17 protein-coding genes are annotated in these 23,831 nt (G+C 71.9%); 6 read left to right on the top strand and 11 right to left on the bottom strand.

What is annotated here, in order from left to right; all coding sequences use genetic code 11:
- Positions 1 to 30: 30 nt before the first annotated feature.
- The 10 genes from ACF07B_RS12580 to ACF07B_RS12535 all read right to left on the bottom strand — a co-directional run bounded on the left by ACF07B_RS12580 (position 31) and on the right by ACF07B_RS12535 (position 14,543).
- Entirely contained in the window at positions 31 to 2,007 is a 1,977-nt protein-coding gene (locus ACF07B_RS12580) for a DUF5107 domain-containing protein (RefSeq protein WP_392178933.1), read from the bottom strand.
- 70 nt (positions 2,008 to 2,077) lie between these two features.
- Positions 2,078 to 2,626: a GNAT family N-acetyltransferase gene (locus ACF07B_RS12575; RefSeq protein WP_369483735.1), complete on the bottom strand. Its 549-nt coding sequence runs from the start codon at positions 2,624 to 2,626 to the stop codon at positions 2,078 to 2,080.
- Positions 2,627 to 2,674: 48 nt separating this feature from the next.
- Positions 2,675 to 3,601: an LD-carboxypeptidase gene (locus tag ACF07B_RS12570; RefSeq protein WP_392179197.1), complete on the bottom strand. Its 927-nt coding sequence runs from the start codon at positions 3,599 to 3,601 to the stop codon at positions 2,675 to 2,677.
- A gap of 159 nt (positions 3,602 to 3,760) precedes the next feature.
- Positions 3,761 to 5,734: an LpqB family beta-propeller domain-containing protein gene (locus ACF07B_RS12565; protein WP_392178932.1), complete on the bottom strand. Its 1,974-nt coding sequence runs from the start codon at positions 5,732 to 5,734 to the stop codon at positions 3,761 to 3,763.
- A 9-nt stretch (positions 5,735 to 5,743) separates the two neighbouring features.
- A complete protein-coding gene (locus tag ACF07B_RS12560; RefSeq protein ID WP_392178931.1) occupies positions 5,744 to 7,048 on the bottom strand; it encodes a M20/M25/M40 family metallo-hydrolase in 1,305 nt (434 codons plus the stop codon).
- The gene (locus tag ACF07B_RS12555) at positions 7,041 to 7,874 is read right to left on the bottom strand and encodes a M55 family metallopeptidase (protein WP_392178930.1); all 834 of its coding nucleotides are present in this window, start codon (positions 7,872 to 7,874) and stop codon (positions 7,041 to 7,043) included. Before ACF07B_RS12555 ends, ACF07B_RS12560 begins: the two co-directional genes overlap by 8 nt.
- Before the next feature lie 75 nt (positions 7,875 to 7,949).
- On the bottom strand, positions 7,950 to 8,675 hold the full coding sequence (locus ACF07B_RS12550) for a class I SAM-dependent methyltransferase (protein ID WP_392178929.1): 726 nt from the start codon (positions 8,673 to 8,675) through the stop codon (positions 7,950 to 7,952).
- A 171-nt stretch (positions 8,676 to 8,846) separates the two neighbouring features.
- Positions 8,847 to 11,303, bottom strand: coding sequence for a SpoIIE family protein phosphatase (locus ACF07B_RS12545; RefSeq protein ID WP_392178928.1), 2,457 nt, complete (start codon positions 11,301 to 11,303; stop codon positions 8,847 to 8,849).
- A gap of 178 nt (positions 11,304 to 11,481) precedes the next feature.
- Positions 11,482 to 13,872, bottom strand: a complete 2,391-nt coding sequence (locus tag ACF07B_RS12540) for an MFS transporter (RefSeq protein WP_392178927.1) — start codon at positions 13,870 to 13,872, stop codon at positions 11,482 to 11,484.
- Between the two features lie 227 nt (positions 13,873 to 14,099).
- Positions 14,100 to 14,543 (bottom strand): SRPBCC family protein, encoded by a 444-nt coding sequence (locus tag ACF07B_RS12535; protein ID WP_369483728.1) that lies wholly within the window; start codon positions 14,541 to 14,543, stop codon positions 14,100 to 14,102.
- Positions 14,544 to 14,725: 182 nt separating this feature from the next.
- Here ACF07B_RS12535 and ACF07B_RS12530 point away from each other — a divergent pair, with 182 nt between their 5' ends.
- The 3 genes from ACF07B_RS12530 (at position 14,726) to ACF07B_RS12520 (ending at position 18,207) form a co-directional block, all read left to right on the top strand.
- On the top strand, positions 14,726 to 15,775 hold the full coding sequence (locus tag ACF07B_RS12530; protein WP_392178926.1) for an Rv2578c family radical SAM protein: 1,050 nt from the start codon (positions 14,726 to 14,728) through the stop codon (positions 15,773 to 15,775).
- Between the two features lie 217 nt (positions 15,776 to 15,992).
- Positions 15,993 to 17,576, top strand: a complete 1,584-nt coding sequence (locus ACF07B_RS12525; RefSeq protein ID WP_392178925.1) for an alpha/beta hydrolase — start codon at positions 15,993 to 15,995, stop codon at positions 17,574 to 17,576.
- Positions 17,577 to 17,643: 67 nt separating this feature from the next.
- Positions 17,644 to 18,207: a GNAT family N-acetyltransferase gene (locus ACF07B_RS12520; protein ID WP_392178924.1), complete on the top strand. Its 564-nt coding sequence runs from the start codon at positions 17,644 to 17,646 to the stop codon at positions 18,205 to 18,207.
- A gap of 160 nt (positions 18,208 to 18,367) precedes the next feature.
- On the opposite strand, the gene ACF07B_RS12515 is transcribed toward ACF07B_RS12520, so the two are convergent.
- Positions 18,368 to 18,952 (bottom strand): adenylosuccinate lyase, encoded by a 585-nt coding sequence (locus tag ACF07B_RS12515; protein WP_392178923.1) that lies wholly within the window; start codon positions 18,950 to 18,952, stop codon positions 18,368 to 18,370.
- A gap of 369 nt (positions 18,953 to 19,321) precedes the next feature.
- Here ACF07B_RS12515 and ACF07B_RS12510 point away from each other — a divergent pair, with 369 nt between their 5' ends.
- The 3 genes from ACF07B_RS12510 to ccrA all read left to right on the top strand — a co-directional run bounded on the left by ACF07B_RS12510 (position 19,322) and on the right by ccrA (position 23,831).
- Positions 19,322 to 21,127, top strand: coding sequence for a 3-hydroxyacyl-CoA dehydrogenase family protein (locus tag ACF07B_RS12510; RefSeq protein WP_392178922.1), 1,806 nt, complete (start codon positions 19,322 to 19,324; stop codon positions 21,125 to 21,127).
- 136 nt (positions 21,128 to 21,263) lie between these two features.
- Positions 21,264 to 22,076 (top strand): TetR family transcriptional regulator, encoded by an 813-nt coding sequence (locus ACF07B_RS12505; protein ID WP_392178921.1) that lies wholly within the window; start codon positions 21,264 to 21,266, stop codon positions 22,074 to 22,076.
- 417 nt (positions 22,077 to 22,493) lie between these two features.
- Complete coding sequence (gene ccrA / locus ACF07B_RS12500) at positions 22,494 to 23,831, top strand: crotonyl-CoA carboxylase/reductase (RefSeq protein ID WP_369483721.1); 1,338 nt, start codon at positions 22,494 to 22,496, stop codon at positions 23,829 to 23,831.

Raw genomic sequence — 23,831 nt, 5'->3', positions numbered from 1 at the left:
CTCGTCCCGGAAGCGACGGGCCTCACGGGATCAGAGCGTGGACGGCGGCCGCATGCGGAAGTCGTAGCGGGCCGGCAGGGGCTCGTCGCTGAGCCGGGACCACAGCCGGTCGATGGTCTCCGCCCCCTCGCGCAGGTCGGCGACCTCGAAGCCCTCGTCGAAGATCGCCAGGGCGTCCTCGCGGCGGCCCTCGGCGAGCAGCAGTTCGGCCTCGACGAGGCGGAACCGGCCACGGTCCCGCGTTCCGGGGTGCAGCCGTGCCCACACGGCACGCGCCTGCGCGGGACGGCGGGCCTTCAGCAGCGCCTCGACGGCCTCGCGGCCGAGCGCGGCGGTCGCCGCGGTCCACCGCCGCCCGTCGTCGCGCCGCTCCCGGCACAGGTCGTCGAAGGCCTCGGCATAACGGTCCGCGGCACGCTCGTCGTTGCCCGCCTCCTGGTCGGCGACGGCGAGGCAGCGCAGCAACGGCCACTGCGACGGGGCGAGTTCGAGCGCCCGCTCCCAGCTCCGCACGGCTTGCGCCACATCTCCGGCATGCCACTGGGCGACTCCGAGGTGGTACTCGGCGGCCGGAGTGGCGGGTGCCGTCTCCAGCAGGTCGCGCCAGTGCGAGGCCACCAGTGTCTCGCCGGGCGGTCCGACCCGCCGGAGCTCGGGGAACGCGCCGGAGACCAGCAGTTCCCGCCACGGTTCCTGTTCCTCGCCGAGCGTGCTCTCCTCGAAGGGCGTACCGGGCAACTTGTGCGCGGCACGCAGGACTTCGAGCGCGCCCCAGCCGGAACCGGCGGCGAGGACCTCGCCGGGCGCGAGGTCGGCGTGCGGCAGCCAGGCTGCGTACGCGGCCTCGACCGCCTCCCGGGACAGGGCGCTCTCCAGACGGCTCTCGGTCTCCGCCCGCGCGGCCTCCCAGTCGGCCCCGTGGGCCGGCTCGGGGCTCACGGACAGCGGCCCGTACGCCTCCAGCCAGGAGACGTCGCTCTCGGCCTCCAGCCTGACGTGTTCGAGCTGGGTGCGGGCGAGTCCGGCCTGGATCTCGCAGTACCCGCCGGTCCCCGGCTCGGTGAGCCACTCCTGCCAGCGCCGCCCGCCGGGCCCCGAGCCCCAGACGAACAGCTTGCGCCCGCGCAGCACGTCGGTGGACGTCTGGACCAGCCCCTCGCCCGCGTCGTCGACCGCGGCGATCCAGCGGCGCCGTCCGTCGGGCACCTCGTAGAAGTAGTCGGCGGGGAAGGTGCTGTTGAGCGGGTACGTCCGGTCGATCCCGTCGTACGCCGGCACGGGCACCCGGCGCAGCCGTCGCTCGTAGCCGAAGTGCCAGGCCTCCTCGGCCGGGGCGATCACCCTGCGCTCCTCGGGGACCGCGATGTTGGACCACCAGTACAGGGGGGCGGGCTTCTCGTGCGGGTTGCGGACCCGGACGCCGACATACAGGAAGTCCGAACCGTCCGGCAGCCACAGATCGACCTGGAAGGGGAGGTCGCGCAGGCGTTCCCACTCCCACAAGCGCAGCATCTCGCCGCCGCCCGGGGCGGGGACGCGGGCCGCGTGGACGGGTGAGCACGACAGGGTGGTGTGCCCGGTGGCTCCGATGTTCCACTCGATGCCACCGGAGAACCAGGCGCCGTTGAGGGCGAAGCAGGCCGGCTGGAGCACCGGGTTGGTGTAGAGCAGTTCCCTCGCGGTGGGCTTGTGGAAGAGCGAGACGATGCGGCCCCCGTAGCCGGGCAGCACCGTGGCCCGCAGCCGGTCGTTCTCGATCACTATCGTGTCGAGTTCCCGCGGCGCCCGTTCTCGCTCGTACCCGTCCCGTATGCGCTCCGGCAGCACGCTGCGCAGCGGCTCGTAGCCGATCTGCCGGGCCATGTCGCCCGGCAGGCCGGCACGGTCGCGGTCGTCGATACGGTGCATCTCGTCGAGGGTCCGCAGCGGTGGCAGCGGGTTGCTCGGGCCCAGTTCCGCCGCCGGGAGGGCCAGTACGTCACGTCGGATCGTCGTCACGATGACCATGGAACATGGTCATCGGCCTGCTGACCAGGGTGTCCGCTCATCAGAATCTGGTCAGGATTGCGCAAAGGCGTCAGCCGGGCTTGACCGTCTCCGCGGTGATCGCCCACCGTTCGTGGTCCCGCCAGGCCCCGTCGATGTGGATGAAGGCCGGCGAGAAGCCTTCGAGCCGGAAGCCGCAGGTCCGGGCGAGCGCGATCGACCCCGCGTTGCCGGGCTGCGCGTTGATCTCCAGCCGGTGCAGGCCCATCTCCCCGAACGCGTACCGCACGACGAGGCCGAGTGCCTCGGTCATCAGCCCGCGCCCCGCCGCGTGCGCGAAGGCGCCGTAGCCGAGGGCGCCGCACAGGAAGCCGCCCAGGACGATGTTGTTGATGTTGATGAACCCGGCGATCCCCCCGCCGTCCCGCTCGCAGACGAGGAACCCGGCCTTGGCCGGATCCTCGATGAGCCGCCCGGCGTAGGCGGCGTAGGCGTCGATGTCGACGGGCGGGAAGAGCCAGGGGCGGTGCAGGCTCCTGCTCTCCCTGGCCCGTGCGATGAACTCCGCTCCGTCCTCCGGGGTGAAGTGACGGATGCCCACCCGGGGGCCCTCGGCGAGAAAGCCGGCGTTCTCAGGCATCCGGTCACCCTACGCGAGCGCCGGTCGGGCGGCAGCTCCGCACACAGGTCAGCGCAGCGCGGGCTCCTCCAGGGTCAGGGTCCCGGCGTCCGCGTCGAGCTCGGCGCGGACGCCGAACGGCATCGTCAGCGTCCCCTCCGCGTGCCCGAACCCGAAGTGCTCGACGACCGGGACGCCGAGTGTGCCGAGCCGGTCGGCGAACACCGCGCGGAGTCGTTCGTAGGGTCCGCAGTCCACCCAGGAGCCGAGCGCGACCCCGGCCACTCCGTCGAGCCAGCCGCTGCGCAGCAGTTGCGTCAGGATCCGGTCCAGCCGGTAGGCCTCCTCGCCGACGTCCTCGATCAGGAGCAGCCCTCCCCGGGCACCGGCACGGGCGTGCGGTGTGCCGAGTTCGGCGGCCAGCAGACTGGCGCAGCCGCCGAGCGTGACCCCGCGGGCCCTCCCGGGCACGAGGGGGACGGCTTCGCCGGAGGCGATGGTCCGCACCGACTCGGGTTCGAACAGCGTCGCCCGCAGATGCTCCTGCGCCCCCGGGCTCTTCAGGAAGCCGAGGGCCGACACCATCGGCCCGTGCAGGGTCGCGAGCCCCACCCGCCTGGCGAACGCCTCGTGCAGCGCGGTGATGTCGCTGAAGCCGACGAAGACCTTGGGACCCGCGGCCCGGATGGCGTCCCAGTCGAGCAGGCCGATCATGCGCTGAGCGCCGTAGCCACCGCGGGCGCACAGGACCGCGGCCACGTCCGGGTCGCACCAGGCCGCCTGGAAGTCGGCGGCCCGGTCCGCGTCCGTCCCCGCCAGATAGGCGAACTCGGCGTGCCGGTCGAGGACATGGGGTGCCACCACAGGGTCCAGGCCCCAGCCGCGCAGGATGTCGAGGCCTGCTTCGAGCCGTTCCTCGGGGACGGGCCCGCTGGGCGCGACGACCGCGATCCTGGCCCCGGCGGCGAGCCGCGCGGGCCTGGTCAGCGCGGTGATCGGTGCGGTCGTTCGGGTCACTCGTCGTACTCCCGTTGGTGATGGTTCAGGTGCTGGTGCTTGTGTGCCGGCTGTTCAGGTGCTGTCGGTTCAGGTGTCGGTGTTCAGGTGCGTCGGTTCAGGTGCTGTCGGTTCAGGTGCCTCCGGCGGGCGGCCGCCTCACTTGGACAGTTCCAGGGTGGGGATGCCGGGCGGGTCCAGTCCGAGGACCTGCGCGTACAGGGAGAGTTCGGACTCCAGGGCGCGCACCATCGTCTCGGCGCGCCGGAAACCGTGTCCCTCTCCCTCGAAGGCGATGTAGGCGTGCGGGACCCGGCGGCCCTGCTCCTCGACGCGGGCCAGGAAGCGTTCGCACTGCACGGGCGGGCAGACGGCGTCGTCGAGCCCCTGGAGCAGCAGGAAGGGCGCGGTGATCCCGTCGGCGTGCGTGGACGGCGACCGCTCGGTGTACCGGGCCGGTACCTCGGCGATCGGACCGACCAGCGATTCCACGTACTGCGACTCGAAGTCGTGGGTCTCGCCCGAGGCCCATTCGGTGAGGTCGATCACGGGATAGAGGATCGTGCCGCAGGCGTAGACGTCGGTGGTGGCCAGCGAGGCGGCCGTGGTCCAGCCGCCCGCGCTGCCGCCGCGGATCGCGAGCCGCCGCCGGTCGGCGGTGCCCTCGTCGGCGAGCGCGAGCGCGACGGCCGCGCAGTCCTCGACGTCGACGACACCCCACTGCTCCCGCAGCAGGTTGCGGTACTCCCGGCCGTGGCCGGTCGATCCGCCGTAGTTGACCTCGGCCACGCCGATCCCGCGGGAGGTGAAGTAGGCGATCTCCAGGTCGAGTACGAGGGCCGACCTGCTGGTGGGGCCGCCGTGGACCCAGACGACGTACGGCGGGAGTTCGTCGGCGCGGCCGACGTGGCCGGGGTGGTGCGGCGGGTAGATGTGCGCGTGGACCTCACGTCCGGCGGGACCGACGAAGGTGCGGATCTGGGGTTCCGGGTAGTACGCGGGGTCGACCGGGTCGTCGTGCGCGGCGCCGATCACCCGGGCCCGCCCGGTGCGTGCGTCCAGTTCGACGACCTCGTGGGCACTGCGGGGGCTGGCGGCGACGGCAACGACGCGGCTGCCGTGCACGGCGAGCGTCGACGCGAACTCGGTCCAGGGACCGGCCGTGTCGACGAGCTCTCCGGTCTCGGGGTCCAGGATCCCGAGCGCGGTGGCACCCCGTCCGTGGACGACGGCGACCAGGCCGCTGTCCAGCGGCGCGAACCACCGGAGTCCGACCTTCCAGAGTGGGCCGCCGAACTCCTCCTCGCGCGGGCAGAGGGCGACCGGCTCACCGTCCGCGCCGAGGCGCTGGAGGTTCCACCAGCCGCTGCGGTCACTGGCGTAGAGGAGGGTGCCGTCGGCCGCCCAGTCGGCCTGGACGACGGACTCCTCCGGGCCCCCCGCGACGGACCGCGGGGCGGACAGCGTGCCGTCCGCGGTGACGTCCGCGAGGATCACCTCGGTACCGTCCCAGGGCATCCGCGGGTGGTCCCAGGCCAGCCAGACCGCCTGCCGGCCGTCCGGCGAGAGCCGGGGCCCGGTGACGAACCGGTGCCGCCCGTCGGACAGTTCGCGCACGGCGGCGCGGTCCTGCGCCGCCGATCCGTCCAGCGGCACCGCGACGACGGCCCGGCGCACGTCGGTGGGCCCGTCGCCGGTGAACTCCTCCATGACGCACCAGACTTCGCCGCGCTCCGGCCGTACCTGCGGATCCACCCAGCGCAAGCCGCCTCCCACCGGCGAGAGGGGGGTCAGCGGGCTCGGTTCACCTCCGGGTTCGCAGCGGTAGAGGCGCTGGTCGGCGAAGTCGACGAAGACGATCAGCGGACCCTCGGGGCGCGCGGTCCCGGCCCAGGGATTGCCGCCGTACTCGATGACGCGGCTGCGTACGTTCCAGGGGGCCGGAAGGACCGTCTCCTCGGTGCCGTCCGCCTTCCGTCGCACCAGCGTGCGCCGCCCGCCCTCGGCCGGCCGGGGCTCGGTCCACCAGGCCTCGTCGCCGACGAAACCGACGAACTCGGGATGGCCGTCGTGCGCGGCGGCGAGCCTCGCGTCGATCGGCGAGGGCCATGAACCGTATGACGTCGTCCGCATCGCGTCCCCCTAGGCCGTACGCAGAAAGCGGTCGAGAACGCGGACACCGAAGTGGAGCGCCTCGACCGGGACGCGCTCGTCGACTCCGTGGAACAGCGCCTGGTAGTCGAAGCCCTCCGGAAGCTTGAGCGGCGCGAAGCCGTAGCCGGTGATGCCGAGACGGGAGAACTGCTTGGCGTCCGTGCCGCCCGACATGCAGTAGGGGACGACATGGCCCTCCGGCGCGAACTCCTCGACGACCGCGCGCATCCTGGCGTACGTCGGCGAGTCCAGCGGCGCCTGGAGGGCGACGCCGTGGTGGTAGAACTCCCACGCGACGTCCGGCCCTGTGAGCCGGTCCATGGTCGTGCGGAACTCGTCCTCGCCGCCGGGCGGATAGCGGCCGTCCACGTAGGCGACGGCCTCCCCCGGAATCACGTTGACCTTGTAACCGGCGCTCAGCATCGTCGGGTTGGCGCTGACCCGGACGGTCGCCTCGACGAGCGCGGCGGCCGGACCGAGCTTGCCGAGGAGGGCGTCCACGTCGTCCAGGCCGTCGTCCAGGCCGTACAGGGCCGCGAGTTCGGTCAGGGCGGCCCGCACGGTCGGGGTGACGCGCAGCGGCCACTCGTGGGCGCCGATGCGGGTGACCGCGGCGGCGAGGCGGGTCACCGCGTTGCTCCGGTTCACCTTGGAGCCGTGTCCCGCCCGTCCTCGCGCGGTGAGTTTGATCCAGGCGGTGCCGCGCTCCCCCGCGGCGATCGGATAGAGCTGCCGGCCGCTTCCGTCGTGGAAGGTGAACGCCCCCGACTCGCTGACGCCCTCGGTGCAGCCCTCGAAGAGTCCGGGGTGCTCGTCGGTCAGGAAGCCCGCGCCGTCCTCGGCGCTCGCCTCCTCGTCCGCGGTGAAGGCGATGACCAGGTCACGGCGGGGTCGTACCCCTTCGCGTGCCCAGGACCGGACGACCGAGAGGATCATCGCGTCCATGTTCTTCATGTCGACCGCGCCGCGTCCCCAGACGACACCGTCACGGACCTCGCCGGAGAACGGATGGACGCTCCACTCCTCGGCCTGGGCGGGCACCACGTCCAGATGACCGTGGACGAGCAGCGCGTCCGCGGACGGGTCGGTGCCCTCCAGCCGGGCCACGACGTTCGTCCGGCCCCTGGTCCGCTCCAGCAGTGTGGGTTCCAGGCCCGCTTCGGCCAGCCGGGCGGCGGCGTACTCGGCGGCCGGGCGTTCCTGGCAGTCCCCGCCGCCCCGGTTGGTCGTGTCGATCCGGATGAGGTCGGAGGTGAACCGGACGACCTCGTCGAGTGCCAGTGCGTCAGCCATACTGCTCCTCCACCGCGGCCGAGGCGATCGTGGTGACCGCCTTGAAGGTCCGGATCGCCTCGTACATCGTGCCGCTGGTGTACGCGATCTTCCGCTCGCCGGTACGGCCGACCCCCGGAACGACGGTGGCGGCCATGGCCAGGTGCTCGGCGTCGAACTCCACGGCGATGGTGAACGGCCCTCCGGCGGCCGGCTCGTGCCGCACCGCCAGCGCGGCCGCCTCCTTGGCCGCGGCCCGGATGTCCGCGGCGGTCCTGGCCGGTGTGCGGCACACGGCCGCGTACCGCGAGACATGGTCCTTCACGGCGACCTTCAGCGCCCCGGGCGCGTACCCGAGGGCGTCCTCGCAGGCCACGTCGTCACCGGTGACCAGCACGACCGGCACGCCGTACTCGGCGACGACATGGGCGTTGAGCAGCCCCTCGCTGGCCCGTACGCCGTCGACCCAGACGCCGGTGATCGAGTTGGCCAGATAGGTGTGCGCGAGGACGCCCTCCATGCCCGCTCCCGCGTGGTAACCGACGAACGCGATGCCGTCCACGTCCCCGTGCTGCACGCCCTCGACCATGGACAGCGCCTTGTGCCGTCCGGTGAGCATCTCCGCTCTCTCGTCGAGCCGCTCCAGCAGCAGGTTCCGCATGGTCCAGTGGGCTTCGTTGACAAGCACCTCGTCGGCACCGCCGTCGAAGAAGCCCAGCACCGCGGCGTTCACGTCCGAGGTGAACATCGCGCGGCACCGCTCCCACTGGGGCGTCCCCGGCAACACGTCGGCCGGCCAGGTCACACCCGTGGCGCCTTCCATGTCGGCGCTGATGAGGATCTTCATGCCGAAACCGTACGCGCTTCGGCCCGGACCCGGCAGAGCCTGTGGACAACTCTCCCCCGGTCCGGGCCACCGGGATCACCCGGGGCGCCCGGCCACCATCCACCTCGACGGAAGGTCGATGAGGGCGCCGTCGGACGTGCGCTCCGTCGTGAAGAGGGGGAGTTCACCGCTCGCGAGGACGGTGAGGCCGGCCTGGCGCAGATATTCGGGGACCGCGGCGTCCGCGACCTCGCCCGGGGCGATGCCGTGCCGGAACACCGGGGCCAGCTTGGCCGGAGGACCGTCCGGGCTCTGCGCCAGAGCGCGCAGGATCGGACCGGCGGCCTCGGCGAGCTCGACCAGGAAGACCCGGCCCCGGTCACCCGCGAGGGTGGCCAGACCGTCCGCGAGGGGCTGCCGGTCGTCCGGCTCGGACTGGTGGAGCACACCGCGCATGTAGACGTTGGCGTCGCCGAGTTCCGCGTGCAGTGCCTCGGTCTCGGTCTTGTCCGCCGCGTCGAGCAGGCGGTACCGGGCCCCGCCCGCCGGATCGGCGGCGCGGGCGTGGTCGAGCGCCGCGGACACGAGGTCGGTGCCGACGACCTGCGGGAACCGGTCGGACAGGAAGCGGGTCTGGGTGCCGTTGCCGCAACCGAGGTCCACCAGGGGAAGGTCGGGTGCCGTCAGGTGCGGCTCGAAGTGGGCGAGGTGGACCGCGGCCGTGAGCGCGGGGTCGGCGTCCCACAGGACCCCGCCCTGTCCGCCGGGGGCCTCGCTCCAGAAGCCCTCCCAGGCTCCTCTGTACCGACTGCTCACGCTCATGCCCGCTCCCGGGGTCGCGACCGCGCCCGCCGGGATCCGGCGGGCCTGATCGGTCTATCGCGCCCGGACTGCGGCGACAAGCCGCCGACGCGTTCCTTCACCGCGCATTCGAAACCCCGTCCTCCTCGCCCGCCGGAGCCGTCCGGGCGTGCGGGGCGCCGCACGGACGGATCAGCCGCGCGGGAGCGTCAGTTCGAACCACGCGGTCTTGCCCGCGCCGGTGCGGCTGGCGCCCCATGCGCGGGACAGCGCGCTGACGAGTCTGAGGCCGCGTCCGAACTCGTCCCCGGGACCCGCGCTGAGCAGTGTCGGGAGCGTGTGGTCGTCGTCGTCCACCTCGCAGAGCAGGGTGTCGCCGCGAACGAGCCGCAGCTCGATCCGGCGGCTCCGCGCGTGCCGTACGGCGTTGGTGACGAGCTCGCCGACCATCAGCGCGGCGTTGTCGGCGAGGCCCGCAAGGCCCCACTCGTGGAGCTGTTCGCGGACTACGGCGCGCGCTCTGCCGGCCTCCACCGCATCGAGCGCCAGGTGCCATTCGGCGACGTCCTCGGGCGCGATCCCGTTGAGCCGGGCCATCAGCAGAGCGACGTCGTCCTTGCGCCCGCCGCGGGTGTTGAGGGCGCGGATGATGGTGTCGCAGGCGTGGTCCATGGAGGCGGCCGGGTGGGCGGCGGACTCGCAGAGCGTGGCCAGGCCGACGCCGATGTCCTCGCCGCGGACCTCGACCAGCCCGTCGGTGCACATCACGAGCCGGTCGCCGGGCCGCACCCGCACACGGACCGCCTCGAAGGGCACTCCGCCGACCCCGATGGGCGCTCCGGTGGGCAGGTCGAGCAGCTCGCTGCGGCCGTCGGCGGCGCGGACCAGGACCGGCGGGATATGGCCCGCGTTGGCGAGGTGCAGCATGCCGGCGATCGGGTCGTAGACGGCGTACAGGCAGGTCGCGAGGTAGGTGTCGCCGAGGCGCTGGGCGAGGTCGTCCAGGTTGCGCAGGAGCTGGGCGGGCGGCAGGTCCAGGGCGGCCATGGTCTGTACGGCGGTGCGCAACTGGCCCATCATCGCGGCGGAGTTGAGGCCGTGGCCCATGACGTCCCCGACGACCAGGGCGGTGCGCGAGCCGGGCAGTTTCACCGAGTCGAACCAGTCGCCGCCGACGCGTCCGAGCAGCGTTCCCGGCAGATAGCGGGTGGCGATGTCGCAGCCGGCCATGCGGGGTTCGATGGTCGGCAGCATGCTGTCCTGGAGGGTCTCGGCGACGCTCTCCTGGTAGGTGTACATGCGCGCGTTGTCCAGCACCAGGGCCGCGCGGGCGGCCAGTTCGGCGCCGGTGACCCGGTCCATGTCGTTGAACTCGACGCGCTCGGGATGCCGCAGCAGGATCATGAATCCGAGCACCACGTTGCGGGCCTTCAGCGGCACGACCAGCATGGAGCGGTCGGTGATGAGCGGCCGGATGTCGCGCTTGTCGAACTGCGCGGCGATCATGTGCCCCATCCGCTCGCTGATGCGCGGCACGAGGACGGGCTCGCCGGTGGTCATGCACTGGAAGAACGGGGTGTGCGCCGGGAAGGGCATGGCCTCGCCGACCGGGACGACGTCGTCCCAGCGGCCCGGCTCGTCGGTGTGCTCCAGGGCGACCCGGTGCCACATGGTGGTCGTGTCGGGCACGCCGTCGGGGAAGCCCTCGCCGGCGACGACCTGCTCACGCAGGTAGGTGCCCGCCACGTCCGTGAAGCGCGGCACGACGGCCCGGCTGACCTCCACGATGGTGCGCGACAGATCGAGGGAGGTTCCGATGCGCCCGCTGACCTCGTTCAGGAACTCCAGGCGCTCCCGGACGGCGACGTACTCGAGATCCTCTCTCTCCTCGTCCGTGGGGTCCCGCGGCAGAGGCACTCCGGAGGTCGCCGCCCGGGCCGCCCGCTCGCGGCGCGCCTTGCGTTCCGCGCGCCTGGGCACGCCCCAGTCGGGGGTGACGGGCACCCGGTCGTTCTGGCTGAACTCCAGGACGGGATAGCCCAGTTCCAGAACCTGCGAGACGATGCGGGCGCTGTCGCCGACGCTCATGCTGGGCAGGATGTCGGGGAGCCGACGGGCCAGTTCCTCGGCGCCGGGGAAGTCGGTGTGCAGCGCGAAGCCGGGCGCGATGCGCTCGAAGGAGACGTCGTCGTCCTCGTGACGCATCGCGGCCGCGTCGGCGGCGAGCACGAGCAGCCGCTCCGGACCGGGACCCACCAGCGGGTAGGCCCACCACAGGACGTCGATCCGCTCGGGACCGGCCGCGGTGAGCCGGGCGCGTCCGGCGGCGGGATAGGACAGATGCCCGTCCAGGGAGGACTCCAGGCCGGGGCCGAGTCCGTCGTACGTGGCGCGGCTGCCGAAGGGGGTCGCGCCCGCCTCCTCGGGGAGCGCGCCGGAGACCGGGAGCAGGTCCACCGCCTGGCGGCCCAGCGCTTCTTCCTTGGGGACGCCGAACATTCGGCGCGCACCGCTGCTCCAGTGCGAGACGAGCCCGTCGCGGTCCACGACCACCACGGCCAGCGGGATGCGACCGGATCCGGCGTGGTCCGCCGCGCCCCTCCCGGTTCCAGGGCCGGAGGCTGCGCCCGCTTCGGTGCCATGGTCCATGGCCCAGACCCTCTCTCCCCACGGCTCCGCAAGATCTGTGCCGCCTCCACTACCGTACGGCGGCGGTCCGTCGCGATGTGCGGCAACGCGGGAATTGAACTCGGCGGGGGCGGCTCCGGCGCGCGGCGCGCCTCCCGGGCACCCTTCGCGCCTGGCCCGGTCGGCGCGTGCGGGCGCGTCAGTCCTCGTGGCCCACGTGCAGGTCGTGTTCCGTGCGGCCGCCTCCGGCGACCTGGAACACGGTGGCCACGGGCGGATAGCCGGCCGCGATGACGGTGTACTCGCCGGACGACAGATCGATGAACCGGAACGTCCCGTCGGGGCCGGTGGTGAGGGTGTCGACCACGTTGCCCGCCGCGTCCAGCAGCGTCACGCGCGCGTCCTCCACGGGCCGTCCGCCGCCCGCCCTGACGGTGCCGCGCAGCACGGCGCCACCGGCGAGTTCGACGTCCTGGCGGGTCTCCCGGGCCGCCTGGACGGTCACCGGGAGCGCGGCCGGGCGGAACGCGGGCGCGCCGGCGGCGAGGGTGTACTCGCCGGCCACCAGTTCCGAGATGACGTAGCCGCCCTCGCGTCCGCTGCGGGTGGTGGCGACCACCTCGCCGTGCGCGTTGGTGAGGGTGACGGCGGCCTCACGTACCGGGGTGCCGTCCGCGGTCAGCACGCTGCCGGTGAGCCGTCCGGCGCCGCCCAGCACGATGTCGAGTTCCACCGGGCGTTCGCCGACCGTCACCGGAACGGCCTGCGGCTGGTGGCCGCCGGCCGCGGCGATCAGCACGTACGAGCCCGGCCCGGGTGTGGACAGGGCGTAGCGGCCGTCGTCTCCGCTGGCGCCCCGCCCGATCTGCTGTCCGCCGATGTCGATGAGGGTGAGCGCGGCGCGCGCCACGGCGGTGCCGTCGGGGTGCTGCACCGCGCCGCAGACGGGGATCCCGGCGGCGTACCCCGAACGGGCCTGCGGAATACGGTCGTTCGTCCGCGCGGATTCCGGGTCGGCGGTGGATGCGTTGTGGGACACCAGCGGTTTCTCCTTGAGGAAGAAGGCGATGAGCAGGCCGAGTACGAGTACCGGCACGAGGTAGAGGAAGATCCGCGGCATGGCGTCCGCGTAGGCGCCGATGTAGCGGTCGCGCAGGGCCGCGGGCATCGCGTGGACGAGCTGCGGGGTGATGGACTCGGGGTCCGGGAGCTCCCCGCCCGCGCGCGCCGGGAGGCGGTCGGCGAGCGCGTCGGCGAGCCGGCCGGCGAAGAGGGTGCCGAAGACGGCGGCTCCGACGCTGCCGCCGATCTGCCGGAAGTAGTTGTTGGCACTGGTCGCGGTGCCGAGGTCGGCGGGGCGGACGGAGTTCTGCACCGCGACCACCAGTACGGGCATCACCATGCCGATACCGACGCCGAGAACCGCCATCCAGACGCTGTAGTGCAGCCGGGGGGTTCCGGCGTCGAGGCGGGAGAGCAGGCCCATGCCGGCGGCGGACAGGGCGCAGCCGAGGACCGGGAAGACCTTGTAGCGGCCGGTACGGCTGACGAGCTGCCCGGAGACGACGGAGGCGACGACGATGCCGCCCATCATGGGGAGCATCAGGAGCCCGGACTCCGTGGCACCGGCGCCGTCGGCCATCTGGAGGAAGGTGGGAAGGTAGCCGGCGGCCCCGAAGAGCGCGGCCCCGACGACCAGACCGACGAGCGCGGTGACGTTGAAGACGGGGTCCCGGAACAGCCGCAGCGGGATGAGGGGGTCGACGGCGAAGCGCTCGACGACGAGGAAGAGTGCCGTCGTGGCGACCGCGCCCGCCGCGAGGGCGAGGACGACCCGTGAGCTCCAGGCGTACTCGGTGCCGCCCCAGCTGGTCAGCAGGACCAGGCAGGTCGAGGCGGCGGCGAGGAACAGCACGCCAAGGACGTCGACGCGTCCCCGAGCAGCGGGCTTCGGCAGTTTCAGGACGACGGTGACGACGGCCAGGGTGAGCAGGCCGAAGGGCACGTTGACGTAGAAGCACCACCGCCAGGACAGGTGGTCGGTGAAGTAGCCGCCCAGCAGGGGGCCCGCGACCGAGGCGAGGCCGAACGCGGCGCCGATCAGCCCCATGAACCGGCCGCGCCGACGGGGCGGCACGATGTCCGCGATGATCGCCTGCACGCCGATCATGAGGCCGCCGGCGCCGGCGCCCTGGACCGCGCGGAAGGCGATCAGCTGGTCCATGGTCGCCGCCCGTCCGGCGAGCGCGGAGCCGATGACGAAGACGGCGATGGCGAACTGGAAGACGCCCTTGCGGCCGTAGAGGTCGCCGAGCTTGCCGTAGACGGGGAGTCCGACGGTGGAGGTGAGCAGGTAGGCGGTGATCGCCCAGGACATCCTGTCGAGGCCGTGCAGTTCCCCGACGATCCTCGGGAGCGCGGTGGCCACGATCATCTGCTCCAGAGCGGCGAGGAGCAGGGCGGGGATCAGTCCGCAGAAGATCAGCCGCACCTGTCGCGGGGTCGGCCCGACCTGCTCGGCGGCCCTCGGAGCGGGGTTTCGCGCGGGTGCGACGGCCGGTTCGTCCCGCACCTGAGTGATCCCGCCCACGTATCCGCTCCCCTCGTCACACCCGCCGCACAATTGACACCAATCGCGACAACTTCCGGCAAGCATGACGAGTTACGGCATATCGCCGCGCGGGAGGGAGTTCCACCCGAAACGGTGAGGGCACAACAGGCTTTCGGGGGCGGCCTCTTGACGGCCGCGGCCGTCAAGTCACCGACCGATGACCGTCCCTGAGCCTCCGGGAGCCGTTGGCGTCCCGGAGAACGGGGTCACTTCTCGGTGTGCGCAGCCAGGTTGGCGAGCACGGCGTCGTAGATGCGGCCGAGGCCCTTGGGCGCGAAGGTCCGCTCGAAGAAGCCGCCGATGCCGCTCGCGCCGTTCCAGACGCTGGTGACCACCACGCGGGACTTGCCCTCACCGGCCGGGGTGACCCGCCAGGTGGTGACCATGGAGGAGTTGCGGTCCTTCTCGACGAGCTCGCCGTCGGTGGGCTCGCTCACCTCGAGCAGGCAGTCACGGACGCGCTTGCTGGTGGCCTGGAGCTTCCAGTGGACGAGGGTGCCCGCGCCGTCGCCGCCCTCGCGCACCTCGTACTCGCTGAAGTGCTCGGGCAGCAGCTCGGGCCGCGCGCCGCTGTAGTCGGCCAGGGCGTCGAACACCGCCTCCGCGTCCGCCGCGATGACCCGCTCCGTCGTGGCCTCGACCTGCGCCATGGCACTTCCTCCAGCACTTGGTTCCCCGGGATGGACGGCCAGCCAACCACCCGGCGCCCCGGCCGCCCAAATCGGGGTGCCCCTGGACGCGAACGGCACCGGGCGGGGCGACACGGGAATCAGGTCGCACGATCAAGGGAACATGTGTTCTATTCTCTGTCCAGTGCTACCTAGGAGGCGCCATGCGCTGGGAGAACCTGACAGCGGACCCCACCGGGGACCCCGCCCGGAACGCCGCTCTGTTCGGCGCGGACGCCGTCACGACGAGGACGTTCGACACGCCGGAGTTCAGAGGGATCACGTTCCACGAGGTCCGGGCGCGCTCGATCGTGAACCGGGTGCCGGGGGCCTCCCGCATGCCGTTCGAGTGGACGGTCAACCCCTATCGCGGCTGCTCACACGCCTGCGTCTACTGTTTCGCCCGCAAGACGCACAGCTATCTGGACCTCGACACCGGGCTCGGCTTCGACTCGCAGATCGTGGTGAAGGTCAACGCGCCGGAGCTGCTGCGCCGCCAGCTCGCCTCGCGCCGCTGGCACGGCGAGCACATCGCCATGGGCACCAACGTCGACTGCTATCAGCGCGCGGAGGGCCGCTACCGGCTCATGCCGGGCATCATCGCGGCCCTGCGCGACCACGCGAACCCCTTCTCGATCCTGACGAAGGGCACGCTCATCCTGCGCGACCTCGACCTGCTGAAGCAGGCGTCGGAGGTCGCCGACGTCGGGATCTCGGTCTCCGTCGGTTTCACCGACACCGAGCTGTGGCGCACCGTGGAGCCGGGCACACCGGCACCCGAGCGCCGCCTGGACGTCGTACGCACCCTGACGGACCACGGCATCGGCTGCGGCGTCCTCATGGCCCCCGTGATCCCCTTCCTCGGCGACCACCCCGCCCAGCTGCGCGCCACCGTGCGGGCCGTCGCGGCGTCGGGAGCCACCTCGGTGACCCCGCTGGTGCTGCACCTGCGGCCCGGCGCCCGCGAGTGGTTCATGGCCTGGCTGGAACACCACCACCCGCACCTCGTACGGCGCTACGAGCGGCTGTACGCGGAGGGCGCCTACGCCCCGAAGTGGTACCAGCGCCGGATCACCCGTCAGGTCCACGAGCTGGCACAGGAATACGGCATCGGCCCCACGCGCGCGGGCATGCCGCGCCGGATCGCCCTTCCCGAGCCGGCGGCCGCCCCGGCGCCCGCCGCGCCGGGACCGACGCAGCTGACGCTGCTCTGAGGGCCGGTGACGATCCGTCACGGCGGCCTCGCCCCGTGCTCCCGCGCAGCCGCCGCCCCTGAGGCCCGGGACGCGGTTCATGACGGCATCCGAGCGCATCCCGCGACCCAATCGGGTCGAGTCTCACCGGAACACGTTCCTCCAGGACCCCCGTCCGGCACGATACGGCGAAGGCCGTGGCGTGCACGGCTCAGAATCCTCCGTCCTGGGAGGCCTTGTGAAAAAACGCGCAGCCGCTCTGTGCGGGGCGGCCGTCGTGCTGGCCGGGATGATCACATCGATCCCCGCCGAGGCGAGCACCGGCTCCGCCGCCGCACCGCGCACCGCCCGGACCGCGAAACCCGTCTGGAAGAAGTGCGGCACCAGCGACTACCCGACGCTCCAGTGCGCGTCCGTGAAGGTGCCTCTGGACCATGCGAACCCCTACAGCGAGCGGATCACCCTCGCCCTGTCCCGCGTCCCGCACACCGCGAAGACGTACCAGGGACCGCTGCTGGTGAACCCGGGCGGTCCCGGCGGAAGCGGACTGACGCTGGCCGGCTTCGTCGCCTCCGCGCTGCCCAAGGCCGTGGCGGCGCAGTACGACGTCATCGGCTTCGACCCGCGCGGTGTCGGCAGGAGCAAGCCCGCGATCGACTGCGAACCGGGGCACTTCAAGCCCGTCCGTCCCGACACCGTGCCGAGCACCAGGGCCGTCGAGAGGGCCAACCTCGCCCGCGCCAAGGACTTCGCCGAGGCGTGCGGCACGAAGTACGCGAAGCTGCTGCCCTACCTCGACACGGTGAGCGCGGTTCGCGACATGGACGCGATCCGCGCGGCCCTGGGCGCCAAGAAGATCAACTACTTCGGCTACTCGTACGGCACCTACCTGGGAGCCGTGTACGCCAAGCTGTACCCGCAGCGGGTCCGCCGGCTGGTCCTCGACTCCATCGTCGACCCCACCGGGGTGTGGTACGACGACAACCTCGGCCAGGACTACGCCTTCAACGACCGTCACCTGGCCTTCCTGGCGTGGGTCGCCAAGTACGACGCGACCTACAAGCTCGGCACCGACCCGGCCGAGGTCGAGGCCAAGTGGTACGCGATGCGCGCGGCACTCGCCAAGAACCCCGCGCAGAAGACGGTGGGCGCCTCCGAACTGGAGGACACCTTCATCCCGGGCGGCTACTACAACGGCTACTGGCCCTACCTCGCCGAGGCCTTCGCGTCCTATGTGAACAGCAAGAACTCGGACGCGCTCGTGGAGGCGTACGAGAACTTCGGGGCCGTGGACGCCGCGGGCGACAACGGCTACAGCGTCTACACGGCGGTCCAGTGCCGTGACGCGTCCTGGCCGCGCGACTGGAGCCAGTGGCGCCGGGACAACTGGGCGGTGTACGACAAGGCGCCGTTCATGGCCTGGAACAACGCCTGGTACAACGCGCCGTGCGCGTTCTGGCCCACGGACTCGCTGCGGCCGGTGGACATCTCCAACCGCCGTCTGCCGCCGACGCTGCTCTTCCAGGCGACCGACGACGCGGCCACTCCCTACGAGGGAGGGGTGACCGTCCATCACCAGCTGCGCGGTTCCAGCCTGGTGGTCGAACAGGGCGGCGGCAACCACGGCATCACGCTGAGCGGCAACGCCTGCCTGGACGCGTACCTGTCGGCCTATCTGAGCAGCGGCAAGGTGCCGCACGGCAGCGGCGAGGCCGACGCGGTGTGCGAGAAGCTGCCCGACCCGAAGCCGCTGACCGCGAAGGCCGCGTCCTCCTCGTCCCAGGGTTCGACGCTGCACGGACTGCTCGGCCACCGAGGCTGAACCCCGCCCGCGCGGACGCCCGTCGGGGGCCGTGGGCGGTGTCGGACCCATGGTCCACCATGGACCCATGGACGGTCAGACACCCATCTCCACCCCCGGCGGGCTGCGGGTCCGCGAGATGACCCCCGACGACTGCCCGCGCGTCGCCGAGATCCGGGTGCGCGGCTGGCAGGCCGCGTACAAGGGCCTGATGCCGCGGTCGTACCTGGACGGACTCAGCGTGGCCGAGGACACGGCCCGTCGGCGCCGCAACCTCGAACAGGGGGACGGCAGCGTCGTGAACCTGGTCGCGGAGCGCGACGGTTCCGTGCTCGGCTGGGCCTGCCACGGACCGCACCGGGACAGCGAAGCGGGGCCCGGGGAAGTCGAGTTGTACGCCATCTACGTACACCCCGATGTGCTGGGCCAGGGAGTGGGACAAGCCCTGCTGCGGGAGTCGGCCGACCGCTGCGCGGTGGCCGGGCACGAACGCATGCTGCTGTGGGTCCTCAAGGAGAACACCGCGGCCCGCCGTTTCTACGAGAGGGCCGGCTTCGGCCCCGACGGCGCCGAAGAGCCCTTCGAGGCGGCCGGGGTCGCGGTGCCCGAGGTGCGCTACGCCCGCCTGCTGACCGGCCCCGGCCGGGACTGACGGAGGCGCGCCGGACCCGCCCCGGAACACGTGCACCGGAACCGGCCCGCCCGAGCACCAGCCGAAACCCACACGCACGCCCCGGCCCGGGCCCACACCGACGCCCAGCCCCACGCCACAGGCACAGGCACAGGCACAGGCACAGGCACAGGCATGAACCCTAGGTCTGTTCCGCGGGCAGCCGGGTCAGCGCGCGCACAGCCGTCTCCGCGAGCGCCGGATGAGCCAGCGCCTCGTTCAGGACCCTTCTGGCGCGTGCGTCGCCCAGGACGCCCAGACCCTCCGCGCACGCGAGGGCGACCTTGCGGTAGGGGTCGTGCGGACGCAGTCTGCGCTCCAGGGTGGTGATCAGCGCGGGTACGGCCTCGGGCGCGCGCAGGTCGACCAGGAGCCGTACGGGCTGGAGCGCGTACGCGACCCGCAGCTCGTTGGTGGCGAGCGCCGCGGCGGCGCGGGCGGTGCGCGGGTCGCCGAGCCGGGCCAGGGCGTGGGCGGCGGACGCGCAGCGTTGCGGATCACGGTGGTTGAGCAGCAGGACGAGTGCTTCGAAGGCCCGCCGGTCCCCTGCCGTGCCGAGCCGGAAGGCGACCAACTCCCGTGCCCAGAGCGGCTGTCCGCGCTCGGTCAGCGCCGCGGCCAGCACCTCGGGGTCCTCCGTCCCCGCCAGACGTTCGTAGGCCGCCGAGGAGCCGGACCCGGCCTCGGTCCGCAGTCGCTCCGTGAGCGATCGCAACGCTTCGTCCATGGGGCGAGCTTAGGCAAGCCCGTGAGGTGCGGGGACGTACATCACAAAGTCGGGGACTGGCGCGCTCGTTACCGGCGGGTTAAGCTCAGACGAGCGAGTTACCCACTCGTGTCTCACCTCTCGGTGGCCTGGTGACGCAGCCACCGTGAGAGCAGTCGGTTCGGTACCTCAGGTACCTCAGTACGACATGGCTCCGGGACAGGGCCGGTCGGCTTTCACCGCCCATGGGCGCCCGTTTCCCGGCGCCCGGGGACGGCACCGGGCGTGTGCGCTCGTCAGCCCGGAAACACCCGCAACCTCCGCACGGTGTGCGCCTGTCGGCGTACCCGCGTGCGCTCCTCAGTCGTCACCACCTTCTGGAGTCCCGCGATGGCCACTCCCCTGTCCGACACCCCTCTGTCCCCGCTGAAGACCGTCGCCGTCATCGGCCTCGGCACCATGGGCACCGGCATCGCCGAAGTCCTGGCCCGGGCCGGCCGTGACGTGATCGGCATCGACATCAGCGAGGCCGCGGCCGCCCAGGCCGTCGCCACCCTCGAAGCCTCCACCGCCCGCGCCGTGCGACGCGAGCACATGAGCGACGCGGAGCGCACGGACGCCCTCGCCCGCTTCCGTACCTTCACCGACCTCGCGGCCGCCGCCGACGCCGACCTCGTCATCGAGGTGACCCCGGAGTCGTACGACATCAAGCAGCAGGTCTTCCGGGCGCTCGACGGCATCGTGCGCCCCGAGACGATCCTCGCGACGGGCACCAACGCCCTGTCCGTGACGCGTCTGGCCGCCGACTCGGCCCACCCCGAGCGGGTGCTCGGCCTGCACTTCTTCAACCCGGCGCCCGCGATGAAGCTCGTCGAGGTCGTCTCCTCGGTGCTGACCGCGCCGGCGGCCGTGGCCGCGGTCACCGACCTGGCGCTGGAACTCGGCAAGGAGCCCGTCGCGGTGGGCGACCGCCCCGGTTTCGTCGCCGACGGGCTGCTCTTCGGCTACCTCAACCAGGCCGCCGCGATGTACGAGGCGAAGTACGCCTCCCGCGAGGACATCGACGCGGCCATGAAGCTCGGCTGCGGACTGCCCATGGGCCCGCTCGCGCTGCTCGACCTGATCGGCGTGGACACCGCGCGGACGGTCCTGGAGGCGATGTACTCCGAGTCGCACGACCGGCTGCACGCCCCCGCGCCCATCCTCAAGCAGCTCAGCGAGGCGGGCCTGACCGGCCGCAAGTCCGGCCGCGGCTTCTACTCCTACGAGGCCCCGGGCAGCGACGCCGTCGTGCGGGACGCGCTGACGCCGCTGGAGGGCGCCGTCCTGACGGAGGGACGGACGGTCCGCTCGGTGGGTGTGGCCGGCTCCGGCACGATGGCCTCCGGGATCGCCGAGGTCTTCGCCAAGGCCGGGTACGAGGTCGTCCTCGCCGCCCGCACGGAGGAGAAGGCGCAGACCGCGAAGGCCCGTATCGGCAAGTCGCTCAACCGCTCTGTCGACAAGGGCCGGATGACGGCCGAGGCGGCGGCGCGGACCCTGGAGCTGATCACGCCGACCGGCAGCTACGACGACTTCGCCGACGTGGACCTGGCGCTGGAGGCGGTCGCCGAGGACCTGGAGATCAAGCAGCAGCTGTTCGGCGTGTTCGACAAGGTCTGCAAGCCGGGCGCGATCCTCGCCACCACCACCTCCTCGCTGCCCGTCGTCGCCTGCGCCCGCGCCACCTCGCGCCCGCAGGACGTCATCGGCATGCACTTCTTCAACCCGGCCCCGGCGATGAAGCTCGTCGAGGTCGTGCGGACCGTGCTGACCGCGGACGACGTGCACGCCACCGTGCGCGAGGTCTGCGCGAAGATCCGCAAGCACCCGGTGGACTGCGGTGACCGGGCCGGCTTCATCGTGAACGCGCTGCTCTTCCCGTACCTGAACAACGCGATCAAGATGGTGCAGGAGCACTACGCCTCGCTGGACGACATCGACGCCGCGATGAAGCTGGGCGGCGGCTACCCGATGGGCCCGTTCGAGCTGCTCGACGTGGTCGGGCTCGATGTCTCGCTGGCCATCGAGAAGGTCCTGCACCGCGAGTTCCGGGACCCGGGACTCGCCCCCGCGCCGCTCCTGGAGCACCTGGTGGCCGCGGGCTGCCTCGGCCGCAAGACGGGCCGCGGCTTCCGCGAATATGCCCGCCGCTGAGCGTCCGGGCGACTGGTTCGAGGCCGACGCGGACTGGGGCGGACTGCTGGGCCCCGCCGGACACCCCCCGCCCTTCCCGGGCGGGGGGATCCCCGGACATGCGCGCTCTCCTGCGCACATGCAGTACGTTCGGGGCATGTCCCAGCCCGCCAAGTCCTCACGTACACCAGCCACGTCCGACGCGCCGGAGAGCGCCGCGGGCAGTCGCGCGGCGGCCCAACGCCTCAAGATGCGCCGGGAACTGGCGGCCGCGGCCATGGAGCTGTTCGCCGCCAAGGGGTACGAGGCGACCACCGTCGACGAGATCGCGGCCCAGGCCGGGGTGGCCCGGCGTACGTTCTTCCGCCACTTCCGCTCCAAGGAAGAGGCGATCTTCCCCGATCACGACGACACCCTGATCCGGGCCGAGGCGGTGCTGAACGCGGCGCCCCCGCACGAGCATCCGCTCGACACCGTGTGCCGTGGCATCAAGGAAGTCATGAAGATGTACGCGGCCCAGCCGGAGATCTCCGTCTCCCGCTACAAGCTGACGCGCGAGGTGCCGACGCTGCGCGAGGCCGAGATCGCCTCGGTGGCCCGCTACGAGCGGCTCTTCACGCGCTATCTGCTGGGCCATTTCGACGAGCACGCGCACGACGACGACGCCAACGACGATCCGCTGCTCGCCGAGGTCGCCGCGTCGGCCGTGGTCACGGCCCACAACCACGTCCTGCGGCGGTGGCTGCGGGCCGGCGGCCAGGGCGACGTGGAGTCCCAGCTGGACCACGCCTTCGCGATCGTCCGCAAGACCTTCGGCACCGGGATCGGCGCGGGACGGGAGACCGCGCCGCGACAGGCGCCGGCGTCGTCCTTCACCGAGGGGGACGTCCTGGTGACCGTCGCCCGTGTCGACGCACCGCTGGACCAGGTGATGCGCACCATCGAGCAGGCCCTCAAGGAACGCTCGTAGCGCCCCACCACCGAAGCGGCAAAGAACCTCGCCGGACACGCTCACTTCGAGCGCGTCCGGCGTTTTTGCGTCCCGGTCCGGGCGTTTTGCCCCCCGATCTGATCGATCATCGCTCACTTGTTGCGTAAAGATTTCACCTGAGCGCAACTTTTGGCACTCCGTGCCTTGTCAGGTGACACGGCGTGCCATACGTTGAAGGAGTCCGGGCGGCCGGCGTGCAGAGACCATGCGTACGCCGGCTGTCCCCGCAAGCCACATGGCCTGCGCGCCCGGACGCCTGCGTCACAGGCAACCTCCCGCGCCAACCACAGCGCTGCCAGCACCACCTCCGCCGAACCGACGGCACACCCCTCAGCAGCAGCACCGACGTACCCCTCAGCGTTCTCCCTCGGAACGCGTATCGCCGGAGGCAACACCGTGAAGGAAATCCTGGACGCGATTCAGTCGCAGACGGCCACGTCCGCCGACTTCGCCGCTCTTCCGCTCCCCGACTCCTACCGCGCGATCACCGTGCACAAGGACGAGGCGGAGATGTTCGCCGGGCTCAGCAGCCGCGACAAGGACCCCCGCAAGTCGATCCACCTGGACGACGTGCCGGTGCCGGAGCTCGGACCGGGCGAGGCCCTGGTCGCCGTGATGGCGTCCTCCGTGAACTACAACTCCGTGTGGACGTCGATCTTCGAGCCGGTGTCGACCTTCAACTTCCTGGAGCGCTACGGGCGGCTCAGCGATCTCAGCAAGCGCCACGACCTGCCGTACCACATCATCGGTTCGGACCTCGCGGGCGTCGTGCTGCGCACCGGCCCGGGAGTCAACTCCTGGAAGCCCGGCGACGAGGTCGTCGCGCACTGTCTGTCCGTCGAGCTGGAGTCCTCCGACGGCCACAACGACACGATGCTCGACCCCGAGCAGCGCATCTGGGGCTTCGAGACCAACTTCGGCGGCCTCGCCGAGATCGCGCTCGTCAAGTCCAACCAGCTGATGCCCAAGCCGGACCACCTGAGCTGGGAGGAGGCCGCCGCTCCCGGGCTGGTGAACTCCACCGCCTACCGGCAGCTGGTCTCCCGCAACGGCGCCGGCATGAAGCAGGGCGACAACGTGCTGATCTGGGGCGCGAGCGGTGGACTCGGCTCGTACGCCACGCAGTTCGCGCTCGCCGGCGGCGCCAACCCGATCTGCGTCGTCTCCAGCGAGCAGAAGGCGGACATCTGCCGGTCGATGGGCGCCGAGGCGATCATCGACCGCAACGCCGAGGGCTACAAGTTCTGGAAGGACGAGCACACCCAGGACCCCAAGGAGTGGAAGCGCTTCGGCAAGCGCATCCGCGAGTTCACCGGGGGCGAGGACATCGACATCGTCTTCGAGCACCCGGGCCGCGAGACCTTCGGCGCGAGTGTCTACGTCACCCGCAAGGGCGGCACCATCACCACCTGCGCCTCGACCTCGGGCTACATGCACGAGTACGACAACCGCTACCTGTGGATGTCCCTGAAGCGGATCATCGGCTCGCACTTCGCGAACTACCGGGAGGCCTGGGAGGCCAACCGGCTCGTCGCCAAGGGCAAGATCCACCCGACGCTCTCCAAGGTCTACTCCCTGGAGGACACCGGGCAGGCCGCCTACGACGTGCACCGCAACCTCCACCAGGGCAAGGTCGGCGTGCTCGCGCTGGCGCCCGAGGAGGGCCTGGGCGTGCGCGACCAGGAGAAGCGCGCCCAGCACATCGACGCCATCAACCGCTTCCGGAACGTCTGA

This window comes from Streptomyces sp. NPDC015532, from assembly GCF_043078065.1.
Lineage (GTDB): Bacteria > Actinomycetota > Actinomycetes > Streptomycetales > Streptomycetaceae > Streptomyces.
This window is presented reverse-complemented; position numbering and strand designations above follow the sequence as displayed.

Excerpts from the sequence above, each read along its gene's own strand:
- ACF07B_RS12515 (WP_392178923.1), bottom strand. The coding sequence starts at position 18,952 with ATGGACGAAGCGTTGCGATCGCTCACGGAGCGACTGCGGACCGAGGCC.
- ACF07B_RS12520 (WP_392178924.1), top strand. The coding sequence starts at position 17,644 with ATGGACGGTCAGACACCCATCTCCACCCCCGGCGGGCTGCGGGTCCGC.
- ACF07B_RS12555 (WP_392178930.1), bottom strand. The coding sequence starts at position 7,874 with ATGAAGATCCTCATCAGCGCCGACATGGAAGGCGCCACGGGTGTGACC.
- ACF07B_RS12560 (WP_392178931.1), bottom strand. The coding sequence starts at position 7,048 with ATGGCTGACGCACTGGCACTCGACGAGGTCGTCCGGTTCACCTCCGAC.
- ACF07B_RS12530 (WP_392178926.1), top strand. The coding sequence starts at position 14,726 with ATGCGCTGGGAGAACCTGACAGCGGACCCCACCGGGGACCCCGCCCGG.
- ACF07B_RS12510 (WP_392178922.1), top strand. The coding sequence starts at position 19,322 with ATGGCCACTCCCCTGTCCGACACCCCTCTGTCCCCGCTGAAGACCGTC.
- ACF07B_RS12535 (WP_369483728.1), bottom strand. The coding sequence starts at position 14,543 with ATGGCGCAGGTCGAGGCCACGACGGAGCGGGTCATCGCGGCGGACGCG.
- ACF07B_RS12565 (WP_392178932.1), bottom strand. The coding sequence starts at position 5,734 with ATGCGGACGACGTCATACGGTTCATGGCCCTCGCCGATCGACGCGAGG.
- ACF07B_RS12580 (WP_392178933.1), bottom strand. The coding sequence starts at position 2,007 with ATGGTCATCGTGACGACGATCCGACGTGACGTACTGGCCCTCCCGGCG.
- ACF07B_RS12505 (WP_392178921.1), top strand. The coding sequence starts at position 21,264 with ATGTCCCAGCCCGCCAAGTCCTCACGTACACCAGCCACGTCCGACGCG.
- ACF07B_RS12545 (WP_392178928.1), bottom strand. The coding sequence starts at position 11,303 with ATGGACCATGGCACCGAAGCGGGCGCAGCCTCCGGCCCTGGAACCGGG.
- ACF07B_RS12550 (WP_392178929.1), bottom strand. The coding sequence starts at position 8,675 with ATGAGCGTGAGCAGTCGGTACAGAGGAGCCTGGGAGGGCTTCTGGAGC.
- ACF07B_RS12575 (WP_369483735.1), bottom strand. The coding sequence starts at position 2,626 with ATGCCTGAGAACGCCGGCTTTCTCGCCGAGGGCCCCCGGGTGGGCATC.